The organism is Pigmentiphaga litoralis (assembly GCF_014651835.1).
In the GTDB taxonomy this organism is placed as follows: domain Bacteria; phylum Pseudomonadota; class Gammaproteobacteria; order Burkholderiales; family Burkholderiaceae_B; genus Pigmentiphaga; species Pigmentiphaga litoralis.
The window spans coordinates 382148-399914 of record NZ_BMXQ01000002.1 but is presented as its reverse complement, the minus strand read 5'-3'; the positions used below and the strand labels follow the sequence as shown (position 1 = coordinate 399914).

The window sequence follows — 17767 nt, the reverse complement described above, 5'->3', positions numbered from 1 at the left end:
CGGCTGAGCTTTTGAACCGCGACGCTCAGCTCTTGAAGCGCTTCAACATGTCGTTTTCTTCTTTGACACGCCGCTGCAGTTCACGCAGTTGCGCGTCGATCTGCGACTGTTCATAAAAGTCCCTGGACAGGGCGCGCGCCTGCGTCAGCAACTCAACCGCGGCTGACATGGCGCCCGTGCGCGAATAGAACTCGGCCATGGCGCGGCGCTCGGCCACCGGTTGCTGCAGGCCGCCGTAGCTGGTCGCCAGCATCTGGCGAAAACGCGGCTGGTCGGGGTAGCGAGCAATCTGCTCGTTCAGAAAAACCACCGCGTCGCTATGGCGGCCCGTGCGTTGCAAGGCGTCGGCATAGTCATAGGCCAGGCTGGTCTGCAGGGGCCAGCGCTCGCGCGCGGCTCTGCTCAAGGTCAGCGCCTTGTCGGCGTTGCCTTGCGCCATCGCAATGTCGATCGCCAGGCCGGCCAGCATGACGTGGTCGCGCGCGCCCGACGTGGCCAGGTCGTAGGCTTCCTGGGCCTTGGCGTAATCGCGGCGGCGCAGATACCCTACGCCCGCGCCGTAATAGGCGGCCGCCTTCTCGACACCGGTGGCCTCCATCGCCCGGCTTTCGAGCAAGCGGATCGCATCGATGGTGTCCTGCCCGCTGGCCGCCTGCAGCACGCGCAGCTTCGCGCGAACAAAGTAGAAGTCGGGTGGACTGGGCGGCGGCGCCGCGCCCGTGGAGAGGGAGCGCGCGCGGTTCTGCATGTCCGACATCCGCTCGAGCGACAGCGGGTGCGTCCGCGTGAACGAGGTGCTGGTGCGTTCGTTGACCGACGACAGGGCCATCAGCCGGCCAAAGAAGCTGGCCATGCCGTTCACGTCATAGCCGGACGCGCTCAGCATCTGGAAACCGGTGCGATCGGCCTCGCGCTCGGCCTCGCGCGAAAAGCCCAGCTGCGCGTCGATCGCAGCGGCCTGACCAAAGGCCATGGCCGCTTCCGGGGCCTGGGAATTGCCGCGCGCCGCCACCAGTGCGGCCAGCAAGGCAGCCACCATGATGATGCTGGTCTGCTTTTGCTGCACCAGGCCGCGCGCCACGTGCCGTTGCACCACGTGGCCGATTTCATGGGCCATCACGCCTGCCAGTTCCGATTCGGACTGCGCAGCCACGACCAGGCCCGCGTTGATCCCGATGAATCCGCCGGGCATGGCGAACGCGTTGACGCTGGCGTCGCGCACCGGGAAGACATGGATCTGCTGGGTGTCCGAGGGGGCATGCGCCGACAGGTTCGACGCCATGGCGTTCAGGTATTGGGAGATGTCCGGATCGTCGATGTAATCCGGGTCGCTCAATGACTGCGCCATGATGGCCTCGCCCAGGCGGCGTTCCAGGCGCGGTGACAATTCGTCGGCCGACGACTCGCCCAGGTCGGGCAGGCCCGCCGGCTGCGCGTGCGCAACAGTTGCGCCGGGCAGCCAGGCAGGCGCCGGCATGGCCAGCAGCATGGGCAACAGCGCGCATGCAATGGCATTGCGCGCAAGGATGGGGAAGCGGGTCGGTGTCACCATGCAAGTATGATAGCCAGCTTCGCCGACGGGTTCCCCGCCGGGCATCTAATTTGGACCGCGTATGTCAGGACTGACACATTTCGACGCCGCCGGACAGGCCCATATGGTAGACGTGGGCGCCAAGCCCGCCACCGCCCGCGTGGCGCGCGCCGGGGGCAGCATCCGCATGGAAGCGCCCACCCTGGAACGCATCCGCGACGGCAATGCCACGAAAGGCGACGTGCTGGGCATTGCCCGCATTGCCGCCATCATGGCGGCCAAACGCACGTCGGACCTGATTCCGTTGTGCCACCCGATTCCGCTGACGCACGTGTCCTGCGACTTCGACATCGACGAAGCTGCCTTGGCCGTCCACTGCACGGTGCAGGCTGAAACGGTCGGCGGCACGGGCGTCGAGATGGAAGCGCTGACGGCCGTGAACGTCGCGCTGCTGACCATCTACGACATGTGCAAGGCCGTGGACCGCGGCATGGTCATCGACAACGTGCGGCTGCTGGAAAAACGCGGCGGCAAATCAGGGGTGTGGCTGCGGCAGGAGTAAGCGCCCCGCACTGGCGACGGCCTCGCGCTCCATCAGGGTCGACAAGGCTTCGGCCGCCGGCGTCAACGGCAGGTTGGCGCGGGTGATGCGCACAATATCCGGCCCGGGAAAACGTTCCTGGATCGGAATGGTTTCGATCACGTGCCGCAGCACGGGCGAGTCCACCCACTGGTGCGGCAGCACCGCCAGCATATCGGTCGTGGACAGCAGCGACGCCACACCGATCATCGAGTCCGACTGCGTCAAGGCGACGGGCGGCGTCAGGCCATTGTCGGTAAAGACTTCCTCGAACTCGTTGCCGACCTGATCCCGCACGCCCGTCAGCAGCCATTCCGCGCCGACCAGGTCCGCCAGGCGCCGGGCATGGCGCAAGGGGTGATCGTGCCGCCCCACCACGTACCGTTCGTTTTCGAACAGCAGTTCGATGTGGAACTGCTTGCCGGTGGGCCGATCCGGACGCGGGCCGACCAGAAAGTCGAGCGACCCGTCATCCAGGCGCTGCCCCAGCGTTCGAAAGAATCCTTCCACGATCTGCAGCCGCACGCCCGGGAAACGCCTGCGAAAGGCGTCGTACACCTGCGGCATCAGCGCCATGCAGGCGGCCGACGATACGCCCAGTGCGACGGTGCCTGTCAGTTCACCCTGGCGCTGCGCCACTTCGTCCCGGCCCCGCCGCAGTTCCGCCATGGCGGCCTGCGCGCGCACCAGATAGATCTCGCCGACTTCGGTCAGATGCACGCCCCGCGCGTGCCGTTCCACCAGCGCCGCGCCCAGTTCGGCTTCCAGTTCGCGCAGGCTGCGTGTCAGCGCCGGCTGCGCCAGGCCCAGGCTGCGGGCGGCCGCGCGCAGGCTGCGCGTCTGGGCGATCGCCACGAAATCCCGCAAGTGGTGCAGTTTCATTGCTGATACCTGGTTGTTATCGCTGGGGTCATTTTGCCATCTCACAGCGGGCAGTCGCGCTGCCTACTATCCGGCTATCCGAACCAGGATGCCCAGGATCCCTGGATAGACATAACAAGAGGTGGAGACATGAACCTGCGACACCTTGCGGCCGGGCTGCTCAGCCTGGCCGCAATTAGCGCCCCGCTGCACGCGCAACAGCCCTTCCCTTCCCGGCCGATCCGGGTGATCAGCCCGTTTCCGACCGGCAGCGGTCCGGACGTGGTGGTGCGCGTCGCGGCGGAAAAAATGACCCGATCGCTGGGCCAGACCGTCATCATCGAGGCTCGCCCGGGCGGCAATGGCTTCATCGCGCTGGACGCCGTCAAACGCGCGGCGCCCACCGGCTACGAGCTGGGCCTGGCCGACGTGGGCCACCTGGCCATCAATCCGTCCCTGTTCAAGAAGCTGCCCTACGACGCCGAGGCGGACTTCACGCAGATCAGCGGCGTGTACCGCACCGCCTTTTTTGTGTTCGTTGGCCAGAACAGTCCGATACGCGACATTCGCGGCCTGGTTGCCGAAGCGCGCCAGCACCCCGGCAAGGTCACCTACGGGTCCAACTCGGTGGGCGGCCCGCTGCATCTGGGCGCCGTCCAGCTCGAAACGGCGGCAGGCGTACAGATGCTGCATGTCCCCTTCAAGGAAACGGCGGCGGTCTACAACGCGGTGGCCACCGGCGACGTGACCTGGGCGATGGGCAGCCTGGCCACGGCCGGACCCTTGCTGCAGGCCGCCAAGCTGCGCCTGCTGGCCGTGGCCGACAAGGACCGGTCGGCCGCCATGCCCGAGGTGCCCACAGTGGAACAGAGCGGCGGGCCAGCCGGCGTCGAAGCCACCACCTGGGTGACCTTCCTGGGGCCGCGCGACCTGCCCCCCGCCGTCGCCGAGACATTGAGCACCCACTTTCGCGCCGCACTGGATTCGCGGGAAGTGCGCGATCGCATGACGACCTTCGGATTTGCGCCAGCCGGCAGCACGGGGGCGCAGGTCATGTCGTGGATGCGCACCGATACGCCGCGCTACGCCGACATGATCAAGCGCACCGGTGCGCAGGCCGACTGAGGAGCGGTGATGGACACCGTAATGACCGATGTCGCCATCGTGGGCGGCGGACCGGCCGGGCTGATGCTGGCGATCGAACTGGGATGCCGCGGCGTGCGCTGCGTGCTGCTGGAAGAAGACGTGGACGGGCCGGATTTTCCCAAGGCCAATGCCACGTCGTCACGCACCATGGAGCACTATCGGCGCCGGGGCTTTTCGGCCGAGATTCGCGCGCTGGGCCTGCCGCCGGACTACCCGCAAGACGTGGTGTATTGCACGCGCCTGGCCGGGCATGAGCTGGCGCGCTTCCGGATCCCGTCACGAGCCGACGCGGCGGCAGGCGTGTCCTTTGGCGACTATGGCGAGCAGGCCTGGCCCACGCCCGAGCTGCCGCACCGGGTGCAGCAGATGGTGATCGAGCCCATCCTGCGCAAGCAGGCGGCGCGGTATGCCAGCGTGGATGCGCGGTATGGCGAACGCGCCACGGCGGTCGAGGATCGCGGCGACCATGTGCGTGTCACGGTGACGCCTGCCGACGGCGGACCGGCCTGGCAGGTGAGCGCCCGCTACGCCGTGGGCTGCGACGGCCCGCGCAGCCTGGTGCGCAAGTCCATGGGCATTGCCTACAGCGGCCAGAGCCAGGAAGCGCGCGACTTTTTTGGCGGGCAGATGCTGTCCTTCTATTTCCGGTCCGGTGACCTGGCGCAGGTGATGGGCAAACGGCCCGCCTGGCAATATTGGGCCGTCAACCCGGAGCAGCGCGGCCTGCTGGTATCGATCGATGGCGCCGACACCTGGCTGTTGCTGGTCCAGGTGCCGCCCGGCAAGACCGCGGCCGACATGGATGGCGCCGCGCTGTCTCGCGCGGTGGTGGGCGCGCCGCACGATTTCCGGCCGATCGCCACGATGCCCTGGAGCGCCGGCTATGCGCTGGTGGCCGACACGCTGGCCAAGGGCCGCCTGTTCCTGGCCGGTGACGCCGCGCATCTGTTCACCCCCACCGGGGGCATGGGCTACAACACCAGCATCGACGACGTGGTGAACCTGGGCTGGAAGCTGGCCGGCGCGGTACAGGGCTGGGGCGGTCCGCAACTGCTTGCAAGTTATGACATGGAGCGGCGGCCGATTGCCTTGCGCAACACCGCGTTTGCACGGCGCATGGCCGACAGCATCGGCACGGTGCCGGTGGACCCGTTGGTCGAAGCCGGCGGCGCCCACGCCGATGCCGCAAGGGCTGCGCTGGGCACGGCGCTGGCCCGGCACGTGGCCGCGGAATTCAATATTCCTGGCTTGCAGCTGGGGGTGCGTTATGGCGACAGTCCGCTGGTTGCCACGGAGGTCACCGCGCCGCCGCCGGACGAACCGAATCACTACGTTCCGTCGGCCTACCCGGGGGCGCGGGCGCCGCATGTCGCGTTGCCTGGAGGCCCGCTGTTCGACCGTTTCGGGCCGGACCTTACGTTGCTGGTGATGGCGGACGTGGATGCGGCGCGGTGGCAGGCCGCGGCCGATGGGCTTGGCGTGCCGCTGCGGGTGCTTCGACTGTCCGATCCGGCCGTGCGGCAGGTGTATGACGCCGAGGCGGTGCTGATTCGCCCGGACCATCATGTGGCGTGGCGAGGAGCGGTGGATGCAGACGCGGCTGCCGTCTTGAAGCGTGCGACGGGGCACGGCGCAGACTCGTTGCTAGGCAGCGCGGTGACGGCGGGTGATGCCGACGGCCGTGCCGCCGTCGTTAACGTCGTCACTGCCGCCGATGCAGCGGATTCCAAGGCTGTCGGCGCCGCCGCGCGCCATCGCAGCGCCCTGGCCGTGCACTCCGTGCACCGTGTCGTCACCACCGTGCCCGATCTGGACGAAGCCGAACGTTTTTATGTCGCGTTCGGCCTGGACGTCAGGCGATCTCATGACCGGCTCGACCTCTACACCTATGGCCATGCGCAGTGCTGGGCCACCCTTCATGCCAATGGGCAGCCCAAGCGCCTGCAGACGGTGGTCTACGGTATCTTCGAAGACGATGTTGAAGCGTTCGCCCGGCGCATCCACGACCTTGGCATTGCCTGCCCGCCCCACCCTCTGGGCGACCCCGGCGGCCTGTGGCTGCGCGACCCGGACGGCCTGCCGGTCCAACTGGTCGTTGCACCCAAGAGTTCACCCGACAGCAAATCGGTGCCGACGCCGCAGGTGCTGGATGCGGACGGACGCGGCGCCCACAACCGCAGCGGCGGCCCGGTCGTGCGCCCCCGCCGCCTGTCGCACGTGCTGCGCTTTTCGCCCGACGTGCCGCGCATGACGCGGTTCAGCGAAGACGTGCTGGGCCTGCGGCTGTCGGACCGCGCCGCCGATGTCATTGCCTTCATCCACACGCCGCACGGCAGCGACCACCATCTGGTGGCCTTTGCCAAGGCCTCGCACCCGGGGCTGCATCACACCAGCTGGGACGTCGGCAGCGTGGACGATGTCGGCTGGGGCGCCGAACGCATGAAAGCCGCGGGCCATGACCGCGGCTGGGGCGTCGGCCGGCACTTCCTGGGATCCAACTATTTCTACTACGTGCGCGACCCCTGGGGAAGCTACGCCGAATATTCGTTCGACATCGACTACGTGTCGGCCGACAGGGGCTGGCCCGCCGGCGACCATGCCTTGGCCGACTCGCTGCACGTGTGGGGGCCCGACGTGCCGCACGACTTCATCACCAATTTCGAGGTGGACGACGCCAATGGGCCGGATGCGCAGACAGCCCTGGGCACGACGGCGTCCGGCGCCGACACACTTGCCGACAGCATTGCCGATGCCGCCACCGAGGCCGCCGAGCAGGGCACTGCCCAAGCCGCCGACACCTTCCATCCCATCAAGGACCCTGCATGAAACTTGTGACCTTTACCCACCGCGGCGCCCAGACGATCGGCCTGGTTGCCGGCGACCGTGTCATCGATCTGGCGGCAGCCGACCCGTCCCTGCCCACGGACATGATTGCCCTGATCCGCGCGGGCGATCAGGCCCTGGCCCGGATCCGCGCCATCGATACCGGCACCGCCCCGTCTTTCGCGTTGGCCGACGTGCACCTGGACGCCCCGGTGCTGACCCCGTCCAAGTACCTGGCGATCGGCATGAACTACCGCGCCCATGTCAAAGAAGCCCTGAGCAAGGGTGTGCAGGTGCCCGACACGCAGGTGTGGTTCAACAAACAGGTGTCCTGCATCAATGGCCCGTTCGACGACGTGCACAAACCGCGCGCATCGGACCATCTGGATTACGAAGCGGAACTGGCGGTGGTGATCGGCCGCCGCTGTCGCCACGTGCCGGTGGAACACGCGAAAGACGTGGTATTCGGCTACACGATCGCCAATGACGTGTCGGTGCGCGACTGGCAGTTGCGGTCCAGCACCTTCACCCTGGGCAAGTCGTGGGACACGCATGGACCGATCGGCCCGTGGATCGTCACGGCGGACGAGCTGCCCGATCCGCACGGCCTGCGACTGCGCATGCGGGTCAATGGCGAAGTCCGCCAGGACATCACGACCGATCAGATGCTGGCCAATGTGTGGGAACAGATTGCGCACCTGTCGACCGTGATGACGCTGGAGCCGGGCGACATCATCGCGACCGGCACGCCGTCGGGCGTGGGCCTGGCCATGCAGCCCCCCACGTGGCTGAAGGTGGGGGACGTGATGCGGGTGGAACTGGAAGGCATTGGCCACATCGAAAATCGCGTGGTGGCCGAGCCGGAATCCACCGTGATGCGCTGAAGCTCGCGCCCGGGCCACACGCAAACGCTGCGCAGGGTCCGGGCGTCGTTCAATGCAGCTTGACGCGCGGCCGCGACCGCCGCGTCAGCACCCGCGCCAGCGACCGCATCGTGGCGCCCCAGATGCCCAGCACCGCCGCATAGTGGGTCCAGTGCGAGCTGGCATACATGACCCGGGCGACCCAGCCTTCCACCTGCAGATTCGGGCCCGACAAGCCGCCCATCAGGCTGCCCACGCCTTCGGAATGCCCGAGCGACACCAGGGAACCGAAGTCGCGGAACCGGAACCCTTCTGCCACCGGCGCCGACTGGTCCATGCGGGCCGACAGCACCTTGAACAGATACGAAGCCTGCTGGTGCGCCGCCTGCGCGCGGGCCGGCACGGTCTTGTCGGTCCCGGCCCAGGGCGCCGCCGCGCAGTCGCCCAGCGCGTACACATTGGGGTCGGACGTCACCAGGTGGTCGTCGACCTGGATCATGTGTTGCGGCGTCAACGGCAGGCCCAGCGTCTCGAGCAGCCCCGGAGCCTTGATGCCCGCCGCCCACACGCACAGGTCGGACGGAAATTCACGGTCGGCCGTACGCACGGCATGCTGGGTGACTTCGGACACCCGGCAGCTCGTTTCGACCTGGATGCCGCGCTGGACCAGGAGCGTGCGTGCCGCGTCGGACACCCGTTCGGGCAGCGGGCCCAGGATGCGCGGCCCGCCTTCGATCAGGGTGATCTTGAGGGCGTCGGCCGCGCGGTCGCGCGACAGCCCGTAGTCCGAGATGCGGCGTCCGGCCTCGTGCAATTCGGCGGCCAGTTCCACGCCAGTTGCACCGCCGCCCACGATCACCACATTGACCTGTCGCGGTGCGCCCGCCTGCGCGTCGGCATCGGCGCGCGCCATGGCCTTCAACAATTCGATCCGGAAAAACTCGGCAGAGTCGGTCGAATCCAGCGAGATGGCATGCAGCTCTGCGCCGGGCGTGTTGAAGAAGTTGCCGTAGCTGCCCAGCGCCAGCACCAGGGTGTCATAGGGCACCGTGCGCGCGGGCAAGATGGGATCGCCTTGCGCGTCGGCAAAGGCGTCGACGGCAACAGTGCGCGCCGCGCGGTCCACGCCGGCCACGCGGCCGATCAGGAACTGGAAGCCCGAATCGTGGGCCAGCATGGCGTACGACAGGCCTTCGCGATGGATGTCCAGGGTGCCGGCGGCGACTTCGTGCAGGGACGGCTTCCAGATATGGAAGGGATTGGCATCGATAAGGACCACATTGTCCCGGCCATACCGACGTCCCAGACGGACCGCCAGTTCCAGGCCCCCGGCGCCTCCGCCCACGATAACCACACGGTGCGACGTGCTGCGCATACCTGTCAGTTCCCGGCGATGGACATGCTGGCGAGCAGGATCGAACCGGTCTGTTTCGTGCCGCGCACCAGCGTATCGGCGCCGACGGCGACCAGGTCCCGGTACATCTCGTTCAGATTCCCCGCGATCGTGATTTCCTGCACCGCGTACTGGATCTCGCCGTTCTCGACCCAGTAACCAAAGGCGCCGCGCGAGTAATCGCCGCTCACATAGTTGACGCCCTGCCCGATCAGTTCGGTCACCAGCAGGCCGGTGCCCATCTTCTTGAGCATGGCGCGAAAGTCGTCTTCGGGGCGCGTGAGCCGCGACGACAGCGTCAGGTTGTGCGAGCCGCCCGCGTTGCCGGTGGTCTTCATGCCCAGCTTGCGCGCGGTATAAGTGGACAGGAAATAGCCTTCGACCACACCGCCGCTGATCACCTTGCGGGCTGATGTGCGCACGCCTTCGTCGTCGAAGGGCGAGCTGCCCTGTGCGCCGGGCACATGCGGATCTTCGTTGACGTCGATGTGGTCAGGCAGGATCTGCCGCCCCATGCTGTCGACCAGGAAGGTGGACTTGCGATACAGCGCGCCGCCGCTCAGCGCCTGGGTGAGCGAACCCAGCAGGCCTGCAGCCAGGGGCGCTTCGAACAGCACCGGGAATTTGCCGGTCTTGATGCGGCGGGCGCCCAGGCGCGACAGCGCGCGTTCGGCGGCATACCGGCCCACCGCTTCGGGATCGGCCAGACGGTCGGCGCGGCGATCGCTGGTGTACCAGTCGTCGCGCTGCATGTTATTGCCCCGGCCGGCGATAGGCGCCACCGACAGGCTGTGACGCGAATACGGATAGCCGTGCAGAAAGCCCCGCGTGTTGCCCAGGACAAAGTGGCCTTCGTAAGTCGAGACCGACGCACCATCCGAATTGGTGACGCGCTTGTCGGTGGACAGCGCGGCGCGTTCGGCGCGGATCGCGAGTTCAGTGGCCTCTTCGGCCGTAATGTCCCACGGGTGATGCAGGTCCAGGTCGCGAATGTCGGCCTCGGTCGCCATCATGTCGTCATCGGGCAGGCCGGCCATCGGGTCTTCGGCGGTGTGGCGGGCGATGTGGAAAGCGGCTTCTACCGTATCGCGCACGGCCTTGTCCGAAAAGTCCGACGTCGATGCCGATCCGCGGCGCTGACCCACGTACACCGTTACGTCGAGCGAGCGGTCACGCGTTTGTTCGACCGTTTCCAGATCGCCCTGGCGCACGTTCACGGCCAGGCCCTGGCTTTCCGACACTTCAGCCGCGGCGTCGGTTGCGCCGACGCGCCGGGACTCGTCCAGCACACGGGCGACCAGGTCGCGGAACTGCGCATGGTTGGCGATCAGCGGCTCGCGGACCGGTTCACTGCGGGCGGCGCTGCGAGGCGCGTTGCGGGCCGGACGGGACGAAGCGTCGGTGCGGGAGGAGGATTTGACCATCGGTGTCTTTGCAAAGGAGGCGGCCCCGGCATCGGAGCGAGACAGTTATCATAGCCAACAAGTGACACCCTCTCTTTGTCCATTGGCTTTCCATGTCCCGCAAAAGTTTCGTTCCGATCGATACCAACCCGCCCGTCCGCATCGACGAGGACGGCAATCCCGACCTTCGCCCGCCCAGCAAGTCGCAGCTCAAGCGCGACTCGACCCGGCTGCAGGAGCTCGGGGTCAGGCTGACGAAACTGTCGCCCGCGCGGCTCAAGCAGCTGCCGCTGGCCGAATTGCTCTACCAGGCGATCCGTGAGGCCCAAAAAATCACGTCGCACGAAGCCAAGAGGCGGCAGATGCAGCTGGTCGGCAAGCTGATGCGCGACGCGCAGATCGACCCGATCCAGGCTCAATTGGCCAAGTGGGAAGGCGATTCGCAAGATGAAATCGCGGCGTTCCACCAACTGGAGCTGTGGCGCGACAAGCTGCTGGACGACGAGCATTTCACCAAATTCATGAATCTGTATCCGGCCGCCGACGCGCAGCAGATGCGCGCGCTGATCCGCGCCGCGCGCAAGGAGCAAGCTGCGAACAAGGCGCTGCTGCAGGGCCACGAGCCGCAGCGCAAGCATTTCCGCGTGCTGTTCCAGGAAATCAAGCGGCTGCAGGCCGACGCGCAGGGCGACACCGGCCGTGACACCGACGCCGACATCGACGATGACGAGGACGATTGACCCCATGTCCTTCCCCCAGCATGAACCCCAGGACACGACCGCCGCGCGCATCGAGCGCTCGCACCCCGATGAGCTGATCTGCGGCCTCGTGTCGATCAGCGATCGCGCATCGGGCGGTGTGTATGAAGATCAAGGCATTCCGGCGCTCAAGACCTGGCTGCAGGGCGCGCTGACGACGCCGGTGCGGTTTGTCGAGCGGCTGATCCCCGATGAAGCGCCCGGCATCTCGGCCACGCTGACCGAACTGGCCGACACCGTGGGCTGCGACCTGATCCTGACCACGGGCGGCACCGGCCCGTCGCGCCGCGACGTCACCCCCGAAGCCACGCTGGCGGTGGGCACGAAAGAAATGCCGGGCTTTGGCGAACAGATGCGCCAGATCTCCCTGCGCTTCGTGCCAACGGCGATCCTGTCGCGACAGGTGGCCGTGATCCGCGAACGTGGCACGTCCGACGCCGATGGCGCCACGCTGATCATCAACCTGCCGGGCCAGCCCAAGGCGATCCGCGAAACGCTGGAAGGCCTGCGCGATGCCCACCAGGCGCTGGTCGCGGCCGGCATTTTCGCCGCGGTGCCTTACTGCATCCAGCTGATAAGCGGCCCGTACATCGAGACCGATCCCGCGGTGTGCAAGGCCTTTCGCCCCAAGACGGCCGTGCGGCCGGCTTGACGGGCCGCGTGCCCTCCACGTCCCCTTTTTTCAGCATCCGCCATGACCGATACCCCGCTTCTCGATTCGATTGAAACCACGACCGGCCCGGAGCCAACCCGTGCAGTGATCTTCCTGCACGGCCTGGGCGCCGACGGCAATGACTTCTTTCCGGTCGTCCCGGAACTGAAGCTGCAGGGCATTCCCGCCGTGCGTTTCGTGTTTCCGCACGCCACGATCCAGCCCGTCACCATCAATGGCGGCATGTCGATGCGGTCCTGGTACGACATCAAGCAGGCCGACCTGACGCGCCGCGAAGACGAAGCCGGCATCCGGGTGTCGCAGCAGCACGTGGAACGCCTGATCGCGCGCGAGAACGCCCGCGGCATCGCCACCGAACACATCGCGCTGGCCGGCTTTTCGCAAGGCTGCGCCATGACGCTGCATACCGGCCTGCGCCATCCGGACAAGCTGGCGGGCCTGGTCGCGCTGTCGGGCTACCTGCCGATCGCCGACATGCTGGACGCCGAACGCAGCCCGGCCAACGCCGCCACGCCCGTGTTCATGGGCCACGGCACCAGCGATCCGGTCGTGCCCCTGGCACGGGCCGAAGCGTCGCGCGATCGCCTGACCGCGCTGGGGTACCCGGTAGAGTGGCATACCTATCCGATGCCGCATTCGGTGTGCGTGCCGGAACTGGCGGACATCTCGGCGTTCCTGCGCAAGGTGCTTGCCTAGGGCGGGCAGCGCAAACGGGGTATCCTGCACCTGATGAGTCACCGTGAGGAGTAGCACCATGTTCAAAAAGATCCTGATTCCCACCGACGGCTCGCCGCTGTCCTCGCAAGCCGCCAATGCCGGCGTGATGTTCGCCCGCTCGGTCAATGCCGAAGTCGTCGCGCTGCACGTCACGCAGCCCTTTGCCGCCACCATCGGTTTCGACGGCATGGCCGCTGCCTACGCGATCACGGATGACGCCTATGAAAAGGCCTCGTCCGAACAGGCCGCCAAGTACATCGACGCGGTCATGAGCCGCGCCGATACGGCGGACGTCAAGGCGACGTCCCTGTCCGTATCCAATTTCAACGTGGCCGATGGCATCGTCCAGGCCGCCACCGAATGCGGCGCCGACCTGATCTTCATTGGCAGCCACGGCCGCAGCGGCCTCTCGCGCCTGCTGCTCGGCAGCGTGACCGCCAAGGTGCTGTCGCTGGCGGGTACTGCCGTGCTGGTGTATCGCGTCAAGGACGAGAAAGACAAGAAGTAGGCTGCGGCAGGTGCATTGAGCGGCAGCGGGTCAGGCGGGGTCGACGAAATGATTCGTCGGCCCCGTTTTCATCGAAGCCTAGCCGACCCCTGTTCCAGCCCTTACTCGACTGTCGTCACAACTGCTTACGCGCGGCCCTGCACGCCTGAGCAGCATTCGGGTCATATACAGCTTCTTTCCCCAGCTGACAGGACCTGCACTGAAACGCCATTCCTTGCCCCTTCGTATCCGTCGTCTTCATCGCGTGCGGGCCTTGCAACGTGCCCTTGCGGCGTCTGGCGTCGGGCTTGCCCTGACGTGGAATGTTGCGCATGCGGCGACCGTGCACGCTGCCGCAGCGCCGGCGCCCGCCGCGGCAACTGCGCTGCCCGTCGCGCCTCCAGCCGTGCCCTCGGCGCCACAGGCATTGCCCCGATCTCCGGCAATCCCTGCAGGACCCGCCGCATCCACAGCCGCCGCCACGGCAGACTGGCCGGCGCGGCTGGTGACCGAGCTGGCTCGCGTCGATGCGCGCTTTCCCGGCGCCATCGGGGTCTACGTGCGGGATCTGGACACGGGGGTGGATGCGTCCTATCACGCCGAAGAAACCTGGTACCTGGCGTCGACGGTAAAGATTCCCATCGCCTTGACCGTTTTGCGCACGATCGAGCGCGGCGAACATACCCTGGACAGCACGCTGACCCTGCGTGCGACGGATTATGTCGACGGGACAGGGGAAACGAACAGTCATCCCCCCGGCACCCAGCTGACGCTGGGATATCTGATCGAACAGATGATCGTGTACAGCGACAACACGGCCAGCGATATGCTGATCGACATGGTCGGCATCAACGAAGTCAATGCCCTGGTGCGCGCAATCATTCCGAAAGGCTTTCAGCGCATTACGTCGCTGGCGGACGTGCGCCGGCATGCCTACAGCCAGATCGTGCCGTCTGCCATGCAGCTGTCGGGGTCGGATTTCCTGTTGCTCAAGAAACAGCGCACCGATTCAGCGCGCCTTGGAATCCTGGCCGATCTTTACCAGACGCCGCCCAAACAGTTTCAGGTCAAAACCGTCGGCGCGGCCTTCGAAGCGTATTACGCGACGCACCTGAACTCGGCGCGGCTCGATGCCTATGGGGAATTGCTGGCCAAGCTGATGGCGGGAAAGATTCTTGCTCCGACGTCCACTGCCTACCTGCTTGACGTCATGCGGCGGGTGCAGACCGGCCAGCATCGGATCAAGGCCGGCCTTGCGCCTCCTGCTGTGTTTGCACACAAGACCGGCACCCAGCGCGCGCGTACCTGTGACTCGGGAATCATTACCGAGCCGACGGCGTATCCCGGCAAGCGGATCGTCATCGCCGCCTGCACACGGGGGGACATCTCGGTGGCGCGTTCGGACCGGGCGTTGAAAGAAGTGGGTCAGGCATTACGGACATCCGGGCTACTCACTATCGAAGGGTTTCATGATCCCACCGAAGACCTTATTCCGGTCGCTGTCCCTCGCACTGGGGCTGCTCGCCCTTGAGCCCGCCCATGCGGACTGGACCGACGCCCTCGAATCGCGCATCGAGCGCATCGACCAGGATACGCCCGGCAAGATCGGCGTCTACGTCAAGCGACTGGACGACGGCAAAACCCTGAAGTACGAAGCGGATCGCCTCTGGTATCTGGGGTCCGCCGTCAAGCTGCCGATTGCCCTGGCCGTACTGCAGGAAGTCGAAGCGGGCACGCACCGGCTGAACGAATCCCTGACCTTGCAGGACACCGACAAGATCGACGGGTCGGGCAACGTGGTGTGGCAAAAGAGCGGCACGCGTTACACGCTGGACCAGCTTCTGAAGAAGATGCTGATGGAAAGCGACAACACCGCGGCAAACATGCTGGTGCGCACCATCGGGGAAGACACGGTCAACCGCCGGGCGCGCGACTATCTGGGTTCGCGCGGCTTCAAGCAGATCACCAACTTCACGCAGGTCCGGTACGACGTCTACGGCGAACTGCATCCGGATGCCAGCAAGCTCACCAACATTCAAATGGTGGAAGTCGCGGGCGCGACGATGGGGGCCGAACGCGTCACGGCCTTCCGTCGTGCGCTGTCGCTGGAGCCGGGCGAACTCAAGGCGACGAGCATGGACGATGCCTATGACCGGTATTACGCCAAAGACATGAACGCGGTGACGCTGACCGCGTACGGCGAGATGCTGGAAAAGCTGGTGACCGGCAAGGTCCTGAAGCAGCCGCAGAATCTGACGGCGCTGTACAAGAATATGAAATACGACAGCTACGATGCCTACCGGCTGGAAGCAGGCCTGCCACGTACCGTGCGTTTCATCCACAAGACCGGCACGCAGCATGAACGCGCATGCCATGCCGGCGTGATCAATCCGCAGGACAACGGCCGCAACGCCATCGTGGTCGTGGCCTGCGCAGAAGACATGGACGAATCCAAGGTCGCCGCCAAGGCCTTCGAGCAGGTCGGTCGCGCAATCACGCAGACGGTGCTGGGAGAGCAGACCAGCCGCAAGTGATGCGCGGGGCGGCAGCCGGGCACGCCGCCTGATGCCAGGCTGGCTGCCTCGAGCGGTCGTCCTGCTTATTCCTCGCCGGCGTTCACGACCGGGTGCTCGCCGTGTTCCTGCGCGGCCTTGCGCACGCAATCGACCAATTCGTCCACCGCCGCCGACCGGTACGGGTCGTTTCGCCAATACATCGACACCGACCCGTAGCCTTCCAGTGGAATGGGCAGGATGCGCAGGGCCTTCAGCATCATGTGCCGTATCGCCGCGCCATGCGACGCCACCCCGATCATGTCGCTGTGCGACAGCAGCGTCACGTTCAGCGTCGCCGATGCCGACTCCAGGTCGTTGCGCGGCGCCCGTCCCGCGGCAGCCAGGGCCGCGTCCAGGGCGTTGCGGATCGGGGTGCCGCGCGGCCACATGATCCAGCGATAGGCCAGAACGTCGTCCCAATCCATGGTGCCCAGATCGAACAGCGGGTGATCCGGCCGGGCAATGAAGTGGATCGACTCGCGATACAGCCGTTCGGTAAGGATGGCCGGGTCCAGATGCTCGGTTGCACTGCGGCCGACCACCACATCCAGATCTCCGCGCGCCAGCTGTTCGAGCAGGGTATCCAGCGTGCCCTCGACCAGCTTCACATGCACTTGCGGCATCCGCTCCAGCAGCATCAGCACCGCATGCGGTACGGTACCTGGCGCTGACGCGCCCGAGGTGCCGATCATCACCTGCCCACTTCCGCCTTCGCGCAGCGCATCCATTTCGGCACGGGCGCGGTCCAGTTGCATGTCGAGCCGCTTCGCATGGGCGATAAGGGCCTCGCCATGGGGGGTGGGCCGCAGGCCACGCGCGTGCCGCTCGAACAGCGGCAGACCGATGTCGTCTTCCAGGTCTTTGAGCCACTTCGACAGCCCGGGCTGCGTGGTATTGAGCGCGGCCGCGGAGTGGCTGATGTTCCGCGTGTTCGCCAGGCTGATCAGCATCTGCAGGTTGCGCAGGCGCAGGCGGTGAGTCCAGTCCATGAGGCGGCCCTTCCGAAATAGGCATACGTCTAGGTATACGTTCCACAGTATAGATAATCATAAACAATCATTGTTTTTGGCATATCTGTTTGGCCATACTGCTGAAAAATGCGCCCGCCGATGCACGGTGGCCAGATGGAGACAGCGTGGTGCCCGACAGGCTTCCACGTGCATGCAGGCCCCTGTCGATGCCGACACGGTCGGCCGCCACCTTGCAATCCAAGGTGGCGCTCCTTCTGTCCCCGAGGCTGGCGGCGCATTGCGCCGATCACTTTCAAGGACACCCGCATGGCTTTCGTCGTCGCTCCGCCGCCCACCGTCAGCATCCCTGTCGTGGGGTCGCAAGACCTTTTTCCCGTCCGCCGCGTGTACTGCGTGGGCCGCAACTACGGTGCGCATGCGCGCGAAATGGGGTTCGATCCCGATCGCGAGCCGCCCTTCTTCTTCTGCAAGCCGGCCGACGCGGTGATTCCCGTGGCCGAGGGCGACACGCTGTCGATTCCGTATCCCAGCCTGACCGGCAACTACCACTTCGAAGTCGAACTGGTGGCGGCCATAGGCAAGGGCGGCGAAAACATTCCGGTGGAATCGGCGCTGGAGCATGTCTGGGGCTATGGCGTCGGCCTGGACATGACCCGGCGGGACCTGCAGATGAAGATGCGCGAAATGGGCCGCCCCTGGGAGATCGGGAAGGCCTTTGACGCATCGGCGCCTGTCGGCCCGCTGCGCCCGGTCGCCGCTGCAGGCAATCCGCATGACGCGGCCTTGTCGCTGCATGTCGACGGCGCGCAGCGCCAGCACAGCCGCACCTCGATGCTGATCTGGTCGGTGGCGGAAACCGTGGCCGACCTGTCCCGCTATTTCCGGCTCGAACCCGGCGACATCATCTTTACCGGCACGCCCGAAGGCGTGGGCGCGGTCAAGCCGGGCGAGACGATGACGGCCACGGTCGACGGCCTGGGCAGTCTGTCCGTCAAGATCGTTTGAC

General features: G+C 66.3%; 16 protein-coding genes. 11 read left to right on the top strand and 5 right to left on the bottom strand.

Going from position 1 to position 17767, the window contains the following annotated elements; genetic code table 11:
• Window positions 1-25 precede the first annotated feature (25 nt).
• Window positions 26-1552 (bottom strand): M48 family metalloprotease, encoded by a 1527-nt coding sequence (locus tag IE116_RS20275; RefSeq protein ID WP_229828598.1) that lies wholly within the window; start codon window positions 1550-1552, stop codon window positions 26-28.
• A 61-nt stretch (window positions 1553-1613) separates the two neighbouring features.
• Between IE116_RS20275 and moaC the strand changes: the two genes are divergently transcribed.
• The gene (gene moaC, locus IE116_RS20270; RefSeq protein WP_189615061.1) at window positions 1614-2093 is read left to right on the top strand and encodes a cyclic pyranopterin monophosphate synthase MoaC; all 480 of its coding nucleotides are present in this window, start codon (window positions 1614-1616) and stop codon (window positions 2091-2093) included.
• On the opposite strand, the gene IE116_RS20265 is transcribed toward moaC, so the two are convergent.
• Complete coding sequence (locus IE116_RS20265; RefSeq protein WP_189615060.1) at window positions 2067-2993, bottom strand: LysR substrate-binding domain-containing protein; 927 nt, start codon at window positions 2991-2993, stop codon at window positions 2067-2069. The genes moaC and IE116_RS20265 overlap by 27 nt on opposite strands.
• Before the next feature lie 129 nt (window positions 2994-3122).
• Here IE116_RS20265 and IE116_RS20260 point away from each other — a divergent pair, with 129 nt between their 5' ends.
• Genes IE116_RS20260 through IE116_RS20245 form a run of 3 tightly spaced genes read left to right on the top strand, consistent with a single transcriptional unit; the run spans window position 3123 to window position 7825 of the window.
• Window positions 3123-4097 carry a Bug family tripartite tricarboxylate transporter substrate binding protein gene (locus tag IE116_RS20260; protein ID WP_189615059.1) on the top strand — a complete coding sequence of 325 codons (975 nt, stop codon included), beginning with the start codon at window positions 3123-3125 and terminating at the stop codon, window positions 4095-4097.
• 9 nt (window positions 4098-4106) lie between these two features.
• Window positions 4107-6944, top strand: a complete 2838-nt coding sequence (locus IE116_RS25995) for an FAD-dependent monooxygenase (RefSeq protein ID WP_229828596.1) — start codon at window positions 4107-4109, stop codon at window positions 6942-6944.
• Complete coding sequence (locus IE116_RS20245) at window positions 6941-7825, top strand: fumarylacetoacetate hydrolase family protein (protein WP_189615058.1); 885 nt, start codon at window positions 6941-6943, stop codon at window positions 7823-7825. Before IE116_RS25995 ends, IE116_RS20245 begins: the two co-directional genes overlap by 4 nt.
• A gap of 49 nt (window positions 7826-7874) precedes the next feature.
• Here the strand turns inward: IE116_RS20245 and IE116_RS20240 are convergent, their stop codons facing one another.
• The gene (locus IE116_RS20240) at window positions 7875-9179 is read right to left on the bottom strand and encodes an NAD(P)/FAD-dependent oxidoreductase (protein WP_189615057.1); all 1305 of its coding nucleotides are present in this window, start codon (window positions 9177-9179) and stop codon (window positions 7875-7877) included.
• Between the two features lie 5 nt (window positions 9180-9184).
• The gene (pmbA, locus tag IE116_RS20235) at window positions 9185-10621 is read right to left on the bottom strand and encodes a metalloprotease PmbA (protein ID WP_189615056.1); all 1437 of its coding nucleotides are present in this window, start codon (window positions 10619-10621) and stop codon (window positions 9185-9187) included.
• A gap of 92 nt (window positions 10622-10713) precedes the next feature.
• On the opposite strand from pmbA, the gene yjgA reads away from it, so the two are divergent.
• From yjgA to IE116_RS20205, 6 genes are all read left to right on the top strand, one after another.
• Complete coding sequence (gene yjgA / locus IE116_RS20230; protein WP_189615055.1) at window positions 10714-11340, top strand: ribosome biogenesis factor YjgA; 627 nt, start codon at window positions 10714-10716, stop codon at window positions 11338-11340.
• 4 nt (window positions 11341-11344) lie between these two features.
• Complete coding sequence (gene mog / locus IE116_RS20225) at window positions 11345-12010, top strand: molybdopterin adenylyltransferase (RefSeq protein WP_189615054.1); 666 nt, start codon at window positions 11345-11347, stop codon at window positions 12008-12010.
• Between the two features lie 42 nt (window positions 12011-12052).
• On the top strand, window positions 12053-12727 hold the full coding sequence (locus tag IE116_RS20220) for an alpha/beta hydrolase (protein ID WP_189615053.1): 675 nt from the start codon (window positions 12053-12055) through the stop codon (window positions 12725-12727).
• A gap of 58 nt (window positions 12728-12785) precedes the next feature.
• Window positions 12786-13256, top strand: a complete 471-nt coding sequence (locus IE116_RS20215; protein ID WP_189615052.1) for a universal stress protein — start codon at window positions 12786-12788, stop codon at window positions 13254-13256.
• 484 nt (window positions 13257-13740) lie between these two features.
• Window positions 13741-14766, top strand: a complete 1026-nt coding sequence (locus IE116_RS20210; protein WP_229828592.1) for a serine hydrolase — start codon at window positions 13741-13743, stop codon at window positions 14764-14766.
• Window positions 14705-15769, top strand: coding sequence for a serine hydrolase (locus tag IE116_RS20205; RefSeq protein ID WP_189615051.1), 1065 nt, complete (start codon window positions 14705-14707; stop codon window positions 15767-15769). Before IE116_RS20210 ends, IE116_RS20205 begins: the two co-directional genes overlap by 62 nt.
• A 65-nt stretch (window positions 15770-15834) precedes the next feature.
• Here IE116_RS20205 and IE116_RS20200 read toward each other — a convergent pair whose 3' ends face one another.
• The gene (locus IE116_RS20200) at window positions 15835-16779 is read right to left on the bottom strand and encodes a LysR family transcriptional regulator (RefSeq protein WP_189615050.1); all 945 of its coding nucleotides are present in this window, start codon (window positions 16777-16779) and stop codon (window positions 15835-15837) included.
• A gap of 288 nt (window positions 16780-17067) precedes the next feature.
• On the opposite strand from IE116_RS20200, the gene IE116_RS20195 reads away from it, so the two are divergent.
• Window positions 17068-17766: a fumarylacetoacetate hydrolase family protein gene (locus IE116_RS20195; RefSeq protein WP_189615049.1), complete on the top strand. Its 699-nt coding sequence runs from the start codon at window positions 17068-17070 to the stop codon at window positions 17764-17766.
• Window position 17767: the final 1 nt, after the last annotated feature.